This is a genomic window from Clostridiaceae bacterium HFYG-1003 (assembly GCA_024579835.1).
GTDB lineage: Bacteria > Bacillota > Clostridia > Clostridiales > Clostridiaceae > JG1575.
In genome coordinates, this window is the sequence record CP102060.1 from 1,340,791 (window position 1) to 1,358,563 (window position 17,773).

General features: G+C 52.8%; 17 protein-coding genes. 7 read left to right on the top strand and 10 right to left on the bottom strand.

Translation table 11 applies throughout. From position 1 onward, the window contains the following. Positions 1–152 precede the first annotated feature (152 nt). The 7 genes from NQU17_06100 (at position 153) to NQU17_06130 (ending at position 7,615) form a co-directional block, all read left to right on the top strand. Positions 153–1,958 carry a thiamine pyrophosphate-dependent enzyme gene (locus NQU17_06100; GenBank protein ID UUM13126.1) on the top strand — a complete coding sequence of 602 codons (1,806 nt, stop codon included), beginning with the start codon at positions 153–155 and terminating at the stop codon, positions 1,956–1,958. Beyond that, on the top strand, positions 1,958–2,866 hold the full coding sequence (locus tag NQU17_06105; GenBank protein ID UUM13127.1) for a 2-oxoacid:acceptor oxidoreductase family protein: 909 nt from the start codon (positions 1,958–1,960) through the stop codon (positions 2,864–2,866). Before NQU17_06100 ends, NQU17_06105 begins: the two co-directional genes overlap by 1 nt. A 405-nt stretch (positions 2,867–3,271) precedes the next feature. Next, positions 3,272–3,868, top strand: coding sequence for an aminodeoxychorismate/anthranilate synthase component II (locus tag NQU17_06110; protein UUM13128.1), 597 nt, complete (start codon positions 3,272–3,274; stop codon positions 3,866–3,868). After that, positions 3,855–3,980, top strand: a complete 126-nt coding sequence (locus tag NQU17_06115; GenBank protein ID UUM13129.1) for a hypothetical protein — start codon at positions 3,855–3,857, stop codon at positions 3,978–3,980. The genes NQU17_06110 and NQU17_06115 overlap by 14 nt, the downstream gene beginning before the upstream one ends. A 17-nt stretch (positions 3,981–3,997) precedes the next feature. Then, complete coding sequence (gene pabB / locus NQU17_06120; GenBank protein ID UUM13130.1) at positions 3,998–5,362, top strand: aminodeoxychorismate synthase component I; 1,365 nt, start codon at positions 3,998–4,000, stop codon at positions 5,360–5,362. Then, on the top strand, positions 5,343–6,104 hold the full coding sequence (locus tag NQU17_06125) for an aminotransferase class IV (protein ID UUM13131.1): 762 nt from the start codon (positions 5,343–5,345) through the stop codon (positions 6,102–6,104). The genes pabB and NQU17_06125 overlap by 20 nt, the downstream gene beginning before the upstream one ends. A 194-nt stretch (positions 6,105–6,298) precedes the next feature. Then, positions 6,299–7,615: a PLP-dependent aminotransferase family protein gene (locus tag NQU17_06130; GenBank protein UUM13132.1), complete on the top strand. Its 1,317-nt coding sequence runs from the start codon at positions 6,299–6,301 to the stop codon at positions 7,613–7,615. Between the two features lie 234 nt (positions 7,616–7,849). Here the strand turns inward: NQU17_06130 and NQU17_06135 are convergent, their stop codons facing one another. The 10 genes from NQU17_06135 to NQU17_06180 form a co-directional block, all read right to left on the bottom strand. After that, a complete protein-coding gene (locus NQU17_06135; protein UUM13133.1) occupies positions 7,850–8,377 on the bottom strand; it encodes a hypothetical protein in 528 nt (175 codons plus the stop codon). Positions 8,378–8,513: 136 nt separating this feature from the next. Then, positions 8,514–9,242 (bottom strand): SDR family oxidoreductase, encoded by a 729-nt coding sequence (locus NQU17_06140; GenBank protein ID UUM13134.1) that lies wholly within the window; start codon positions 9,240–9,242, stop codon positions 8,514–8,516. 199 nt (positions 9,243–9,441) lie between these two features. Further along, positions 9,442–10,422, bottom strand: coding sequence for an SPFH/Band 7/PHB domain protein (locus tag NQU17_06145; protein ID UUM13135.1), 981 nt, complete (start codon positions 10,420–10,422; stop codon positions 9,442–9,444). 4 nt (positions 10,423–10,426) lie between these two features. Further along, positions 10,427–10,846, bottom strand: a complete 420-nt coding sequence (locus NQU17_06150) for a hypothetical protein (GenBank protein UUM13136.1) — start codon at positions 10,844–10,846, stop codon at positions 10,427–10,429. A gap of 192 nt (positions 10,847–11,038) precedes the next feature. Then, positions 11,039–12,286, bottom strand: a complete 1,248-nt coding sequence (gene purD / locus NQU17_06155) for a phosphoribosylamine--glycine ligase (protein ID UUM13137.1) — start codon at positions 12,284–12,286, stop codon at positions 11,039–11,041. Between the two features lie 10 nt (positions 12,287–12,296). After that, a complete protein-coding gene (gene purH, locus NQU17_06160; GenBank protein UUM13138.1) occupies positions 12,297–13,826 on the bottom strand; it encodes a bifunctional phosphoribosylaminoimidazolecarboxamide formyltransferase/IMP cyclohydrolase in 1,530 nt (509 codons plus the stop codon). 4 nt (positions 13,827–13,830) lie between these two features. Next, on the bottom strand, positions 13,831–14,484 hold the full coding sequence (locus NQU17_06165) for a phosphoribosylglycinamide formyltransferase (GenBank protein UUM13139.1): 654 nt from the start codon (positions 14,482–14,484) through the stop codon (positions 13,831–13,833). Next, positions 14,472–15,482: a phosphoribosylformylglycinamidine cyclo-ligase gene (gene purM, locus NQU17_06170; GenBank protein ID UUM13140.1), complete on the bottom strand. Its 1,011-nt coding sequence runs from the start codon at positions 15,480–15,482 to the stop codon at positions 14,472–14,474. Before purM ends, NQU17_06165 begins: the two co-directional genes overlap by 13 nt. A 174-nt stretch (positions 15,483–15,656) precedes the next feature. Next, positions 15,657–17,054 carry an amidophosphoribosyltransferase gene (gene purF / locus NQU17_06175; protein UUM13141.1) on the bottom strand — a complete coding sequence of 466 codons (1,398 nt, stop codon included), beginning with the start codon at positions 17,052–17,054 and terminating at the stop codon, positions 15,657–15,659. Then, positions 17,051–17,773 (bottom strand): phosphoribosylaminoimidazolesuccinocarboxamide synthase, encoded by a 723-nt coding sequence (locus tag NQU17_06180; GenBank protein ID UUM13142.1) that lies wholly within the window; start codon positions 17,771–17,773, stop codon positions 17,051–17,053. The genes purF and NQU17_06180 overlap by 4 nt, the downstream gene beginning before the upstream one ends.

Below are 17,773 nucleotides of genomic sequence, written 5' to 3' on the forward strand. Positions count from 1 at the left end.
AACGAAACGTTCTGATTTTTTCCATCCTGACGGGACAAGTACGTTATGGATGAACGGATCAAAGTTTTCGATTCATTGAAATTGTTTACTTAAAATGTTTATAATTGGAGTAGACTGCACAATGCTACGAATACATGGAGGTGTTCTTTCGAATGACTGAAAAAGTGGTTATCACCGGAAACGAGGCGGTCGCCCGGGGCTTCTGGGAGGCCGGCGGCAAGGTTTCCGCAGCCTATCCCGGCTCACCCACGGTATCGATCACCGATACGCTGATGAAGATGAAAGAAGTGGATGCCAACTGGGCAACCAACGAAAAAGTAGCCCTGGAAATGGCCATCGGCTCATCCATTACCGGCGCCCGCAGCCTCTGCGTCATGAAACACGTGGGACTCAACATCGCCCTGGATCCCTTTATGACATTTACCCAGACCAGAACCAAAGGAGCCTTTGTTCTCGCCATTGGAGACGATCCAGGCCTGACCAGTTCCCAGAACGAGCAGGACTCGCGCATGCTGGCTCAGTTTGCCAATATTCCCGTGCTTGATCCGGCAACCCCGCAGGAGGCACTGGATTATACCAGGGAAGCTATCAGGCTCTCTGAGCAGTTTGAGACCCCTGTGATGCTGCGCATTATGTCCCGGCTGTGCCATGCCCGCGGCGTAGTGGAGCTGAATGAGCGCAAGGATTCCCATATTGCAGGTTTTGAGGAAGATCCCTCCAACTTCTGCATGCTTCCGCCCTATTCCAATGCCCAGCAGTACTTCATGAAAGACCGCATGGAGAACCTGGCAAAGTTCAATGAAACGTATCATCTGAATACCTGGGAACGCCAGGGACATGATACGCTGATCATTACCTCGGGGCTCGTATCCGGCGTTATCAAGGAAATTGCTCCCGCGGCAGACATCTACAAACTGGCCATGGTCTGGCCATTGCCGGTGGAGAAGCTCCGGGAAGCTGCCAGCCATTACCGGAAGGTCCTGGTGGCCGAAGAAATGATGCCAGTGATGGAAAAGGAACTCAAAGCCGGCGGAATTGACTGTGAGGGGAAAAAATTCTTTTCCTTCACCGGGGAGCTGGATTTTGAAGCGGTCCGCCACGCCCTGGCAGAAGCCGGCGTCATCACCGCCACGGAACCCGATGTCATGGAGCCGCTGAAAACCGTTGACCGGACACCGATGCTCTGTGCCGGCTGCCCGCACCGTCCCGTATTTGACAGCTTAAAGAAACTCAAAGCCACGGTGGTCGGTGATATTGGCTGCTACTCGCTGGGTATTCTCCCGCCCTTTCAGGTTCACAAAACCAACATTTCCATGGGCGCTTCCCTGGGCATGGTTCTGGGCATGGCGAAGGCCAACCGGCTGGCAGGCATCGATAAACCCTTGGTTGCAACCATCGGCGACGGCACGTTCTTCCATTCCGGGCTCTCCGGCATGGTCCAGCTCTCCGACATCAAGGAAAATATCACCGTTATCTGCATGGACAATCGAACCACCGCGATGACCGGCGGACAGAAGACCATGACGACCAACGAATTGTTCTCGGATGATTCCAAGGAAGCTCCGGAGCATTATGTCTCGATCTACAACATTGTCAAAGCCATGGGACTCGAAGATGTCGAGGTGGTGGATCAGTTCCAGGTCAAGGAATTCCACAAGAAACTCAAAGACGCGATGAAGCGGCCCGGAATCTCAGTCATTATCACAACCCGGCCCTGTGCCCTCAACTTTAAGATAGTCAATCCGCCCTTCTATGTGGATGAAAAAATCTGCATCGGCTGCCGCAGCTGCGTCAATACCAACTGCCCGCCGATCAATATGCAGAAGTACGAAGGCATTGAAGCTCTGAAATCCCACATCCACGCTGACATGTGCGTGGGATGCTCCGTCTGTTCCCAGGTCTGCCCGGTCGGCGCGATCAAACCCCTGGCTCAGAAAAAAGAGGAGGTAAAGGCATAATGGAGATCGTAAACATCCTGATCGCCGGTGTCGGCGGACAAGGTCTGGTTCTGACAACGGATCTTATTGCGCAGGCAGCCTTCCTCGAAGGCTATGAAGTTGCAACCAATGACGTGATCGGACTGTCCCAGCGCGGCGGGAAAATCAACGGCTCGGTTCGATTCGGCAAAAAAGTTCCGACGCCAAATGTACCAAAAAATTCAGCCAGCGTCCTGCTGGGCCTTGAGAAACTGGAAACGCTGCGGTTTGTCGATGAAGTTATCCCGGGCGGTCTGGTTCTCATGAACCAGAAGGAAATCTATCCCAATCCCGTCCTGATGGAAAAAGAAGTATATCCCGGCGACATTGAGAATCAGATCCGCACCCGCAACGTCCGCCTCATTCCCATAGATTCAGAAGCAGAGGCGAAGAAGCTCGGGAACATCAAAGTGGCGAATACAATCCTCATCGGCGCCCTCAGCACAGTGGTTGACATCAAGGAAGAGAACTTCATCAAGGCAATCGAGATGAAAGTTCCGCCCAAAACCATACAGGCCAATCTGGCAGCCTTCGCCTACGGCCGCCAGTTCATGGGCGCCTCGGCCGCAGTACCGGTGACAAGGTCAACCGAGCAGCTGCCGGAAGAATTCCGGCCCGAGCAGGATGAATCCGCCAAAGCTGCCCATCCGATGGATCCGGCAGGTTACGAAGTCGTGCCGGAAGCGCCGTCGCCCATTCCCTCAGAATCGGCAACTCCGATGAACACAGAGATGCCAACGTATGTCTGCACCGTGTGCGGGTATGTCTATGACCCGGTGGCCGGTGATCCCGACAACGGCGTGGACCCAGGCACCCCGTGGGAAGAAGTCCCGTCCGACTGGACCTGTCCCCTCTGCGGAGTAGGAAAAGACCAGTTTGAGCAAAACTGATCCCCGAATTCGGCAGGTAATTCGAAACCTGAACTTATGAACCTTTGAACTTATGAACCTTTGAACGAATGAACCTTTGAACGAATGAACCTTTGAATTTCAGAACCCCTGAAGGCGTGACCCGGCTTCAGGGGTTCTGCCTCGGAGCAGAGAGATCGAAGGCCAGCATCGTCGCTGTCAGGGCAGGAGCGGAATAAAAACTGACCCAACAATTGCATGAACTGTCCGATTCGTCACGCACTTGAAAAAAACGGATAGGATCCAATAATTCGGAGAATCCGGTAATTCGTACGGTTTGACTTGCATCCCGGTCAGGCCTTTCATATAATCAACATATACAGGTTACGGACCTCAACCAGTTTAAGGATAACGACTGTAAATCGTTAAATTGGGGGAGGTTTTTTTGTGTTTTATTTGATTGATAATTACGATTCCTTTGTTTACAATCTGGCGGCCGATCTGGAACATATGGGGCATGAAGTCTTGGTTGTGCGCTCAGACGACGTGACGACCGAGCAAATTCGAGCGTTGAATCCAAACGGTCTCATTCTTTCGCCGGGTCCGAAGCGGCCACAGGATGCAGCAGTCTGTCACAAGGTGTTAGCCGAATTTCAGGGATTAATTCCCATCCTGGGGGTTTGTCTGGGTCACCAGGTGATTGGGCAGGCCTTCGGGGGATGTGTGGAAAAAGGCCAGCGGCCGATGCATGGCAAACTGTCTTTCCTTACCCATGACGGAACCGGTCTGTTTCAGGGACTGCCGCCCCGCTTTCAAGTAACCCGGTACCATTCTCTGGTGGTTACAGAGAAAAATCTCCCTCCTCAGCTTCAGGTCACAGCCCGCAGTGAAGACGACGTGATCATGGCACTCAAGCATGCAACGCTGCCGATTTACGGCGTTCAGTTTCATCCCGAAGCCGTCCTGACAGAGTACGGAACTCAACTTCTTGCCAATTTCTGTCAAATCTGCCTCCAGGAGAAGCCAGACCATGCAGCTCATTAACACACTAGACCACGATGTGGAGATTGCTTCAATTTTTGATCTGATTCACGAAGAAACAGATGCCGTTTTTCTGGATTCGTCCAAGACCGGCAAGCTGGCCGCTATTCGTTGATCGGTCGAAAGCCTTACTTGAAACTGGAGCAGGCGGATGGATTCCGTGTGAACGGAGTTCTTCAGGAGGAATCCTTTGAAGATTTTCTGTGCCGCTATCTGAAGGACCACTATGAAGCAACCCCTGCCGGACTTCCCCTGGCATCGGGAGCGATCGGCTATTTCTCCTATGATTACGGCAGAAAAAAACAGGGCATCGCCTCTTCCATGGATCAGGAGCTTGCGATTCCCGATGCTCTGCTGGTTTTTTACCATCAGTTCATCATCGCCGATCATGAAGAGCATAAACTGCATCTGATTGTTACTGACCCTCAAACTGCAACGATTCCACAAGCTGCAGCGGATACCCCAGTCACTGACTCCCCAGCGGCGCATGCGAAAGCGCCTGAACTCTCTTGGCCCGCCATGAGCACAGCGGAACCCTCAGCCCAACAGAAATCCCAGGAATGGCTGTTGGAACAGATGCGGGAACTGGAACTCCTGGCCGCCGAGGCAGCCCGCAGAAGCGCTTTCGAATCCGAAGCAGCCGTCCGGCTTGGACCGGGCAGTCTCACAGCCAATTTCACCCACAGGGACTATTTGACCGCCCTGGGCCGGATGATCGACTACATTGTGGAGGGGGATATCTATATTGCCAATATGACCCAGCAGCTGCTGGTTGAATCCTCGATGGATCCCTATGAATTATTCCGCCGGCTTCGTCGAAGCAATCCCTCTCCTTTTGGTGGGTATTTTCAGTATGGAGATTTTCAGATCATCAGCGCTTCTCCGGAGCGGTTTCTGCAGATGAAGCAGCGTCAGGTGTCAACCCGTCCGATCAAGGGCACGAGAAAGCGCGGCCAGACCGCAAAGGAAGACGAAGCATTGATAAAAGAGCTGGAGCAATCGGAGAAAGACCGCAGCGAGCTGCTCATGATTGTCGATCTGGAACGGAATGATCTGAACCGCGTATGCGTTCCCGGCAGCGTCATCGTTGATGAACTGTTTGCAGTAGAAACCCACGCCACAGTCTTCCATCTTGTTTCCAATATCAACGGCCGTCTGAGAGATCATCTGACGGTTGTGGATCTTTTGGAGTCCGCGTTTCCCGGAGGATCCATCACTGGTGCGCCCAAATACCGGGCCATGGAAATCATTGATGAACTGGAGCACTCCAGGCGGAATGTGTATACCGGTTCCATGGGCTGGATTTCCCTGAGCGGTGACTGTGACTTCAACATTGTGATCCGCACGGCTGTGCATCAGCAAGGCCGGTATCACATCGGTGTCGGCGGCGGCATTACCTGCGAATCGGAACTGGAATTTGAGTATGAGGAAACTATGCTGAAAGCCAGGGCGCTTTTGAAGGAACTGGGGGTACCAAATGAAACTCCTCTTGGATGAAGGCTTTCAGTTCGGTCTGGGCGTCTTTGAAACCATTGCTGTGGAAGATGGCCGGCCCGTGTTGCTGAACTGGCATCTGGAGCGGCTGAATCATTCTATGAAAGAACTGGGGATTCCGCGGAGCATCTCCCCTGATGACTTTACTCTTTGCCTCACGCAGCACCTGGAATCAAACGGCATCAGTACGGATCTGCTCCCTCATCATGCGGTAAAACTCATGGTTTCCGAGCACAATACAGTACTTACCATTCGTCCGAATCCCTACACGGAGGAATCCCGAAGAAAGGGCTTCCAATTGGGATACAGTAAGGTCCGTCGCAATGAAACCTCCCCTCTGACCCGTCATAAAACCCTGAATTACGGAGACAATATTCTGGAGAAGCGGGCAGCGGCCTCCTGCGGACTCGATGATCTGATTTTTTTGAACAGTCGGGAGGAAATCTGCGAAGGCTCGGTTTCCAATATCTTCTTTGTCTCAAAGGGCAGAATCTACACACCTCCTGTCTTCTGCGGACTCCTGCCCGGCATCATGAGACGGTTTGTGCTGCAGCATGCGGAGGTCACCGAGATCGTTCTGACCAGGGCGTCCGTTGACGAAATGCAGGAATGCTTCGTCACCAATTCCCTGATGGGAATCATGCCGGTCCGTCGCCTGGGCAGCAAACTCTTTGACGAAACCGGTACAGCGCTAAAACTGCAGCGACTGGTTTTGGAACAGGTTAAAACCGAACAGCAGATATAATCATTTGTGCGGATTGCCGGGTAATCAGAAATTACCCGGCAATTCCTAATAATTAACAGAAATTGCCGGTTGAGCAATGGGGAGAATGTCAATGATCTGTACCGCTTCAAATCAATCTGTTGTGTTCTGTAACCAATCAATAAAAACTGTACTCCCTTTGTGCTATACTTTAACCATAGCAAACGGAGGGTCAAATGATGAATTTCAAGTACACAGAAATCATGGATTATGTCAAAAATGAAATTTCGAAGGGAACGTACCAATCCAAACTGCCGTCAATTCGGGGAATGGCGATCCGATTTTCCTGCTCCAACTCCACGGTGATTAAAGCCTATTCTGAACTGGAGGATCAGGGAGTCATATACTCCGCCCCGAAATCCGGGTATTTCATCAACCACCGGCGCAAGGACGGCGGCTGGGATTTTGACTTTTACTCCGGAATCCCCCTCTCATCCTACCTGCCCTTCGACTCCATGGAAAAAGCCTATGCGTCGTCTTTCCGGGAGAACAACATGTCCATCATCAACTACAGTTACTCCCGAGGCTATGGCAAACTGAGAGAGCACCTGGGTCTGACGCAGAATCCGCCGGTATCCAGCGAGAACATCTTTATTCTGTCAGGAACTCAGAATTTTCTGAGTCTGATTATTGCCATGACCATCCGCAACGGCCAGAAAATCCTCGTGGAAAATCCGACCTACAACCTTCTGGTTGGGGCCATGGATGTCTTTGGCCAAAATATCCTGTCCGTGGAACGGACCTTGCAAGGGCTGGATTTGGACACCCTGGAAGAGAAGGCAAAAAATCACGAGTTCCGGTATTTTTTTACGATGACCCGGAACCACAATCCACTAGGCACCACCCTGTCCAAAGAACAGCGTAGCCGGCTGCTCAGCCTGGCCCGTGAATATGACTTCTATATCGTGGAAGATGATTATCTCATGGAGCTTTCCGATGAAAACAGCTTGTTTCATCAGGCTCCTGACCGCGTGATCTACATTCGTAGCTTCTCCAAGACCATCAGCCCGTCCCTTCGTCTGTGTGCCATTATCGTGCCGGACACGCTGGTCGAGGACATCTCCCACACCAATAATTACATGAACACCGGGGCTTCCCTGATCAGTCAGGATGTGCTTCATCGCTATCTGACCAGTGACGCTTATCACAAACACATCCGCACCCTGAAAGAGCGGATCGAAGAAAAGTGCACGCTGCTCAGCGAATGCCTCAAGGACTGCCCTTACCCCTTCCAGGTACCGCAATGCGGCATGTATGCCTACATCGAGCTGCCGCAGGATTTCCGCACCATGGAATTGCTGGACAATCTGGATGCCAGGGGCTTCCGCTTCCGTTCTGATGTAGAATTCTCGGTGACCCGTGAAGTCCGGGGTCTGCGAATCTCCCTTTCCCGGGTCGAGAAGAAAGCCATTGAAAAAGGCATTCAGGAGCTTCTCATGGAAATGAAAGCAATCAGTACGGCCAAACCCGTAACCAAGGATATCTATTTATAGCAATTCGAATCCTCAAAAAAACTAAGGCAGCGATTCCCCTCAGAGGGTTCGCTGCCTTTTCCGTTGCGATGATTGGTTCGGGTTGATCTTATCCACTTCATCGTGTTGAATATCCACTCTGTCTGAGCTACTTTGTTTGAGTGTCTGCTCTGCTTGAGCTGCCCAGCTGGAGTGTCTGCCCTGCTTGTCTTTCGATCAGCCGGTGCGTCTGAAATACCTGGATTGATTGAGGTGCTACTTCATCGTCCGGATTTCATCCATGACGAAATCCTTCAGCGGCTTGCCCGAGATCAGGACGGTATCGGGATCCACAATATCCGTTTTCACGGAGAAGAAGTTGATAAAGAGCTTATTTTCCTTCTGCTGGGAGGTTTCAAACTGTCCGGGGTAGAACACCACTTCGACCGTCTCATAGGGGAACGCCGCTCCGGCGGACTCCTTAACCTCATCAATGTTCAATGTCTTGATGGGTGTGAGCATCTGCTGTGTCATGGCCGGATCTTCCAGCATCCACATATTGTAATTCCAGAACCGGGATTCTTTTTTGGTCGGTCCGTTCAGCCGCTCGCGGTTGGAAATCGCCGAGAGAACCGTGCGAACGCTGCTTGCATTGAATTCACTGTCGTAGGCGGAGCCCATTTCCGGGGAGTGAGCCAGCTCATCCAGGAATCTCTCGTGGATCTTCTCGCGGTCCTTGATGGATGCCCAGATGAACAGCATGGTCTCCAGGGCTTTGGTGTTGATCTTAATTTCTTTCAGCATAGTTATTCCCTCCAAATTTTCTATCTATCCCTATTTTACTCTTTCTCTGTTAATTTGGTGCCCGAATCGGCAATTTTCTTTTACCCGGCAGTGTGAATCTGCCTTCCGGCTCTAAATTCCTGCTTCTTGCTTCCCGTTACAGCAACCCGCCGTCAATGGTAATAATCTGGCCATTGATGTAGGCGGCTTCCTCCGACAGGAGAAACTGCGCGGTTTTTGCCACATCCAGTACAGTTCCCAGCCGGTTCGATGCCAGATAGCATACCATATTGTCCTTTTCTTCCTGAGTCAGGTTGTGATTCATCTCGGTATCAATGATTCCGGGCGCAATACAGTTCACCCGGATTCCCATGGGGGCCATTTCCTTGGCCAGGGACTTGGTGAAGGCGTTGATGCCGGCCTTGGTCATGGAATATACGACTTCATTGGCTGCTCCGTGCTGGGACCATATACTGGAAATGTTCAAAATCGACCCCCTGCGTGCCAGAAGATGCGGCAGGGCGTGGCGAGTCACATTGAAGGTTCCTTTCAGGTTCGTGTCCATGAGACGGTCATACTGCCCTTCCGTGGTATCCATCAGCAGTCCGTGATGACTGACGCCGGCATTGTTCACGAGGATATCGAGCTGTCCGCACAGATCAACGGTGTACTTTACCAGACGGGCTGCCTCCTCGTACTTTGAAACGTCTGCCTGGCAGATTGAACCATTTCCGCCCATTCGGCGGATTTCCTCCAGAACCTGCAAGGCCCGATCCTCATCGGTTCGATAATTGATGATGACAAATATACCCTGCAAGGCGAGTTCCCTTGCGATGCTTTTCCCGATCCCCCGCGAGGAACCGGTGATGATTGCTACTTTATTCATGATATATCCTTGTTTCGAAAATAGTGCAGTCCGCCGGATCGTTGATCTCCGGGAAACTGATTCGCTTAACAGAACCATTATAGCGCAGTTGCAGGCAAAAGATAAGCCTTCCCATGGGGAAGGCTTACTTTGTGTTCTCCAGGTCCGGCCGCCAGAGCGGTCTTGGGGGAGATGTCTTATTTTATTGTCTGGTACCGACTTATGCCAGCGGCTGTGCCGGAGGCTGAACCGGGGCATTCTGCGGTGAGTTCTTGATGATATCCGTCAACGCGGCGATGGATCCAAGGGAAGCCATGCCTTCTGCAGGCAGGATCAGCTTGTTGGCCGGGTTCTTGGAAAGTTCCTTCAGCGCTTCCACCTGTTTGAGCGCAATGACTCTGGCATCTGTGCCTGAATCAATGATGGAGCGGTTTACCCGCATAATGGCTGTTGCGTCTGCCTCTGCCAGGAGCTCGATGGCACGCGCGCGCCCCTGGGCTTCCAGAAGCTGGGATTCTTTCAGACCTTCTGCCCGGCGGATGTTGGCTTCTTTTTCAGCTTCGGCCCGCAGGATGTTAGACTGCTTTTCACCTTCAGCTCTGGCAATCGAGGAATTCCGGTCACCTTCAGCAATCAGGATGGCGGCCCGTTTCTCACGTTCTGCCTTCATCTGTTTTTCCATGGCGTTCTGGATTTCTTCCGGCGGCACGATGTTCTTGATTTCGACGGATAAAATTTTGATGCCATAAGCATCGGTAATGGCGTCGACAATATCAAGCAGCTTCGAGTTGATCTTGTCACGGCCAGCCAGGACTTCATCCAGTGACATGTCACCAATGATGTTTCTCATATTGGTGATTGTCGAGTACATGATACCGTAGACATAGTTTTCAATGTTGTAGACAGCGTCCTTGGCATTGAGCACCTGATAGAAGATAACATTGTCCACGGAAATTTTGACGTTGTCCTTGGTAATTACATTCTGCGGCTCGATGTCCAGGATCTGCTGCTTCATGGAAATTTTCTTGCGGACAAAATCCATGAACGGGATAATGATGTGCAGTCCGGGCTGCAGGACACGATAGAACTGCCCCAGCCGTTCAACGACATAGACATATCCGGTGTTGACAACCTTGACCGACGAGAGAATGATGACAAGAACAAGCAGTGCGATAATTACTCCAATGATCCATCCCCACATAACTTTAATTCTCCTTTACGATATATAATCTATTGTTTTTAATTCCGACGATGCGGAATTGTTCCCCTGGATGAATGGTCAGTCCTTCATTGCGCAGCAGCCAGTAGATTCCATTAATCTTGTACTGCGTTTCCTCTGTGATTTCACGGTCTGCCGTATGTACGGTCCCCACGATTTTATCGGTCAGGATCGGTGTCTGGTCGATATTGCGCCGGACATACTTCCGGCTGATGTACGATCCAAAGACAAAAGAAACCGAACCGACCAGACAGGCAATTACGATCTGTCCCGGCAGGGAGACTCCGAAGCTTTCCGCAGCAATGGCTGCCAGAAAACCAAGCCCCATCCAGGAATAAAGTATATTGCTCGTGGTCATATCCAGGACTACGACGATTACGATGAGCGCTGCCCATAGCCACATCATTTGTTTTTCCCTCCAGTCCAGGTCAGCACCTGTCTGCTATTTCCTTCATCCTAACCGATGTTTATTAAAAGCTGATTAACGGTTACAAAAAAAATGTCCCCAGACCGTGGCCTGGCGACGAGTGGTGAATGTTAAATCTATTTTCAGGCTATATGAGACTGCATGTAAAGTGGCGGTTTTCGGAATGTGGGGCTATTTATGGCCTCCGATATCCCTGCGCCAGAAAATCGGCTGATCCCGGAACTGCTCCAGGAAATCCATGATCCGGGATCTGGCTTCTTCCCGGCCGCCTCTGGCACAGGCACCAAAGATGCGGCCGCCGCTGGATCTTAATTCCCCATCCTGTTCTGTCGCTCCGGCGAGAAAGACCTTAATGTCCGGACTGGGATTGAACTTGAGAGGAATGCCTTTGGCATAGACGCCAGGATACCCCTGGGCCGCGCCAATCACGCACAGCGCCGTTTCATCCGCGATCTGAATATCCGCCGGAGTTAGCTGGCCATGGACAGCCTTGTCCAGGATCTGTGCCAGATCGGACTCCAGCACCATCAGAACCGACTGCGTTTCCGGATCACCAAAGCGCATATTGTATTCCAGGAGCTTCACCCCATCGGGGGTCAGCATCAGTCCGAAGAAGATGCAGGCCGGATCCTTCATCCCGGAAGCCTTGAGTCCCCGCTCCGTCGGCTTCAGGATATTCTCCAGAAAATCAGCCTGGGCCGCCGGACTGAAGAACGGGGCCGGAGCAATGGTGCCCATGCCGCCGGTATTTGGACCCAGATCGCCGTCGAAGGCGCGTTTGTGGTCCATGGCGGATCCCAGGATATGGATATTCTCGCCGTCATAAAGAGACAGGATTGATACTTCCGGACCGGTGAGGAACTCCTCAATCACGACGGTAGATCCCGCCTCCTGGAAACAATGATTCTCCATCAGTTCAGCCAGTGCTTCCAGGGCCTGCGCCTCGTTCTGGCAAATGATGACTCCTTTGCCGGCACACAGCCCGGAGGCTTTGACCACCAGGGGAAAGGACTGAGTCCTGACATAATCTTTTGCCTGGACCGGATCCGTAAAACTCTGATAGCGGGCCGTCGCTGCCCCGTGCTTCATCATGAAGCGCTTGGCAAAATCCTTGGATCCTTCCAGCTGAGCTTCTGCCTGACCGGGTCCGAAAATGGCCAGTCCCCGGGACCGGAACAGATCCGCAATCCCTTCGACCAGGGGACCTTCAGGCCCGACAACCGTCAGATCTATCCCATGGGCGGTGGCAAACTCCGCCATCGCCGCGTGCTCCGACAGCTCCAGGCAGCGACATTTGGGTTCCCGCGCAATTCCTGGATTTCCCGGGATTGCCACTACTTCCTCCACCAGATCCGATTGAGCCAGTTTCCAGGCCAGAGCATGTTCCCGCCCGCCTGAACCGATCAACATGATTTTCATCGCAGTTCTCCTAATGTCTGAAGTGGCGCAGGCCCGTGAAGACCATGGCCAGTCCGAGTTCGTTGCAGCGCTGAATGGATGCTTCATCCTTCACGGATCCGCCCGGTTGAATGATGGCGCGGATGCCATGGGCATGAGCCGCCTCGACAACGTCCGGGAATGGGAAGAAGGCATCAGAAGCCAGCGTAACCCCTTCCCCGGCATGCTCCAGCGCATAGCGGGCAGCGTCAATCCGATTGACGAACCCTCCGCCAATACCGATGGCCGCACGGTCGCGGGTGACAACAATGGCGTTGGATTTGACAAACTTCACCACCTTCATGGCGAATAAGAGTTCTTCCATTTCTTCCGGCGACGGTGCTTTCTCCGTTACTACCTTCAGATCGTCCACCAGCATCTGATCTTCCTCCTGCAGCAGGAGGCCGCCGTCCGTTGAAATGACCGACAGGGACCGGCTGGGCTGGTCATTCATCTGAATCACGATCAGGTTCTTGCGGGTGCGCAGGCGTTCCAGTGCTTCCTCGGTAAAACCGGGCGCGCAGACGATGTGGAGCATGGTTTCCAGCATTTTTTCTGCGGTTGGTCCGTCCACTTCGCGATTGACCGCGACAATGCCGCCGAAAATGGAGACCGGATCACAGTCATGAGCCCGGGTATAGGCGCCCAGGGCATCGCTGCCCAGCGCGACGCCGCATGGAGTGTTGTGCTTGACCGCCGCGCAGCACGGTTCGTCAAAATCACAGACAATGCGCCAGGCGGATTCCAGATCCTTGAAGTTGATATAACCCATGCTCTTTCCGTTCAGCTGAGTCAGGGTTGTCATGAAGCCCGACTGGTCCTCTATTCCGTAGAAAGCTCCCTTCTGGTGCGGGTTCTCCCCGTAGCGCAGATCCTGGAGTTTATGCAATTTGAGCGTGAGCGTTTCCGGGAACAGCTCTTCGGAGCCCGCATCCATTGCCTGATCGGTTTTTGACTGAGCTTCCAGCCATTGGCTGATGCTGTGATCATAGGCGCTGGTCCGGCGGAAGACTTCCAGAGCCAGCTGTCTCCGGTAAGATTCCAGTTCCTTGCCAGACTGCAGACGCTTCATGAACTCCGGATATTGTGCCGGATCCGACAGTACATAGACGCCGCTGAAATTTTTGGCAGCCGAACGGAGCATGGAGGGACCGCCGATATCGATGAACTCGATCATTTCCTCGAAGGACAGACCCTCTTTCAGTTTCTCCTCAAATGGATAGAGATTGACGCAGACGACATCAATCGGCTCAATCTGCTCCCGGGCCAGGGTCTCCATGTGGGAAGCATCATCCCGGCGGGCCAGGATGCCCCCGTGGATGTTGGGATGGAGCGTTTTCACCCGGCCATCCAGAATTTCCGGAAACCCGGTGACGCTTTCCACGCCCCGTACCGGAATCCCCGCTTCCTTAAGATATCGGGCTGTGCCGCCCGACGAAAGAATGTCATAGCCCTGATCCATCAGAAACCGGGCCAGTTCAAGAACTCCTTCTTTATAAAAAACAGATATCAATGCATTCATCAGCTTATTTTTCCCCTTCTGTGTTCTGATTCACGATTCCCTGATTCTCTTCTTCCGTTGAACCGCCCGAGGAGGTTCCAAGATTTCTGACAACCTGGAGCAGTCCTTCCACCAGGCACTGATGTTCCAATGGCAATATTCGAACCTGCAGGTCTCTGGGATTGTCCGTCGGCAAAACCGCGACTTTCTTCTGGACCAGGATCGGTCCCTGATCCACGGCTTCACTGACCTGATGACAGGTGCAGCCGGATTCTGTCTCTTTGGCTTCCAGGACCGCTTCATGCACATGGATGCCATACATGCCCCTCCCGCCAAACTTGGGCAGCAGGGAGGGATGGATATTGATCAGCCGGCCCTCAAACTGACGGACCAGATCTCTTCGCATAATCGAGAGATAGCCGGCCAGTACGATGACATCGGCATCCGCCGTTTCCCGGGCTAAGCGATCATGGAACTCCGGTTCATGCCGGTTCAGCTCGGCTGTGGGAATCCCATAGCGACTGGCTTTCTCCAGCGCCGCGCAGGGCCGGTCCGACAGGACTTTGACCACTTCATAGGGTGCGTCAGGCTCCAGACTGAATTTCACTACGGCTTCCATGTTCGTTCCGGAACCCGAAGTCAGGACCATAACCCGGGCGCGGGGCTTTACTGCAGGCATATGGCTTCCTCCGCCTCACCGCGAAGCTCCACCCGGCCCAGAACGACCGGTGCTTCGCCCTGGGCGGACAGGATGGCCAGTGCTTCCTCCACGGCTTCCGGGGCGACGCACAGTGTAAAGCCGATGCCCATGTTGAACGTGTTGTAAATGGATTTTTCATCCGCCCCGCGGCGGATCGCCTCCATAAAGAGTTCTGGCACCTCATAGCTTTTGGTGTCAACCACTGCCTGGAAGCGATCGTCATGGAACATCCGGGGGATATTCTCAATGAAACCGCCGCCGGTAATATGGGCCATGCCATGGACTTTCACCTTTTCCAGGAGAGCTTGGACGGACTTGACATAAATCCGGGTTGGCGTCAGCAGAACCTCGCCCATGGTTTTGCCCTGGAATGGCTCGGACAGATCCGTAAAGAGCTTGCGTACCAGGGAATAGCCATTGGAGTGGAATCCGGATGAGGGCAGTCCGATCAGAACGTCCCCGGCCTGAATATCCCGGCCGTCAATGATCTCATCTTCTTCCACCACGCCAACACAGAACCCGGCAATATCATATTCTCCCGGCTCGTAAAAGCCCGGCATTTCGGCGGTTTCACCGCCCACCAGAGCGAGATTGCCCATGAGGCAGCCATCCGACACGCCTTTGACAATATCCGCCGCTACATTGGAATCCAGCTTGCCGCATGCCAGGTAATCCAGGAAAAACATCGGCCGGGCGCCGTGGCATAAAATGTCATTGACGCACATCGCCACCGCGTCGATGCCGATGGTATCATACCGATCCATGGCAAAGGCGATCTTGAGCTTGGTTCCTACCCCATCTGTCCCTGATACCAGCACGGGTTTTTTATATCCTGCCGGAATCCGCATAAACGCTCCGAAAGAACCTAACACGGACAGCACGTCCGGGTTAAGTGTCCGCTTGGCATACGCCTTGATTTTCTCGACCGTCCGGTATCCCTCGTGAATATCCACGCCTGCTGATTTATAATCTGTCATAGTCTTCCCCTCTCATTTTTCAAATGGTTGCCCAGATGGCCCTTTATGATTCATACATTCGGTTGATCTGAGTGTTTTCCATACCTTAATGACTTCCTGTTTTCATCCCTGAATGACAGCCTGTCTGCCTGTTCCCTGCCTAATTCTCTGCCTGCCTTGACGACAGACTGCCGGCTACTCTTCTTCCTGCGGGATCGACATGGGATAAATACCGGAGAAACAGCCGGTGCAGTAGCCATTATCATGATCCAGCGCTTTAAGCAGCCCCGGTTCGGAGATAAATTCCAGGGAGTCAGCTCCGATTTCCTGACGAATCTCTTCCTTGGACTTCACGGCGGCAATCAGGTGTTCGCGGTAGGGCGTATCGATGCCAAAGTAGCAGGGATGCTGCACCATGGGCGAGGATACCCGGAAATGGATCTCCCTGGCTCCGGCAAAGCGCAGGGTTTCAATGAGTTTGCGGCTGGTGGTTCCGCGCACGATGGAATCATCGATCAGCACCACTCGTTTGCCTTCCACGACACTACGCATGGCATTGAGCTTAATGTTGACTGCTTTCTCTCTCAATTCCTGAGAGGGGGCGATGAAGGTACGGCCGATGTATTTATTTTTGACAAATCCGGTGTCGAACGGAATGCCGGAATGTCTGGAAAAGCCGAGGGCGGCAGCTATGCCTGAGTCGGGCACGCCGATGACCAGATCCGCTTCCACGGGATGCTCATCATACAGGGTGGCACCCATGCGCAGTCGGGCATCGTAAACGCTGACGCCGTCCATAGTCGAATCGGGCCGGGCGAAATAGATGTATTCAAAGGAACACACGCGGTGCTGGGTCTTTTCGGAGTATTTGATGGATGTGACCTGATCCTTCTCAATAATGACCATTTCGCCCGGCTCAATGTCGCGAACGATCCGGGCACCAATGACGTCAAGGGCGCAGGATTCAGATGCCAGAACGTAATTGTCTTCCGTCTTTCCCAGAATCAGCGGGCGGATGCCGTAGGGATCCCGGATTCCGATCAGATATTCGCCCATCGTCATAGTCAGGGCAAACGCTCCTTTGATGACATTCAGCGTTTCCTTCAGGCTTCGGATCAGATCCTTGTTGCCGCTGCGGACAATCAGGTTCAGAATCACTTCGGAATCGATGGTGGTCTGGAACATGGTTCCGGAATCTTCGAGCAGTTCACGCAGAATTCCGGCATTTACCAGAGTTCCGTTATGGGCGATGCACATCTGGCCCAGGCGGGATTTTCCCACCAGGGGCTGCGCGTTGATGACGCTGGATTCGCCGCTGGTGGAGTAGCGCACATGACCGATGGCGATATCTCCGCGCAGTTCCTGGATGTCATGGTTGTTGAAAACATCCTGAACCAGGCCCATGCTTTTCTTTAAAAGAATTTCGCCGTTGAGATTGCTGGCGATTCCCGCCGACTCCTGACCGCGGTGCTGGAGGGCATACAGTCCGTAGTAAACTTTCTCCGCGACATCCCGGCCGGAAAAGGAATTGATTCCAAAGACGCCGCACTCCTCGTGCAGTTTATCATCATCTTCTTTGTTGAGAAAAATCATCTGGATACCTTCTTTGTAATGCGTCCGAGCATTTCCACATACGCTTCCCTGACGTTGCCCAGGTCGCGCCGGAACCGGTCTTTATCGAGCTTTTCGCGGGTAACGGCATCCCAGAACCGGCAGGTATCCGGAGAAATCTCGTCGGCGAGTATGATGTTGCCCTGGCTGTCCTTGCCGAATTCAAGCTTGAAATCGACCAGAATCACATTCTGTTCCAGGAAGAAAGCTTTCAGAATTTCATTGATTTTCGCGGTGAGGGCGTAGATGGCATCCAGCTCCTCGCGGGTAGCCGCTCCAATGGCAATGGCATGATAATCGTTGATCAGCGGATCGCCCAGGGAGTCATCCTTGTAGCTGAGCTCAAAGACCGTGGTCAGAAGTTCTCTGCCCTCGACCAGACCGAGGCGCTTGGCCATGGAGCCCGCCGCCAGATTGCGGACGATAACTTCCAGCGGGATAATCCGGACTTTTTTACAAAGCTGTTCCCGTTCATTGAGCTGTTCCACAAAATGCGTCGGAATCCCACTTTCGTTCAGCATGGTGAAAATGGCTGAAGTAATGGAATTGTTCAACACTCCCTTGTCTTCAATCTGACCTTTCTTCTCGCCGTTGAATGCCGTCGCGTCATCTTTATAATGAATGACAACGAGATCTTCCTTGTCGCTTGCGTAAACCTTCTTGGCTTTTCCCTCGTAGAGCTGCTCCAGTTTCTTTGCCAT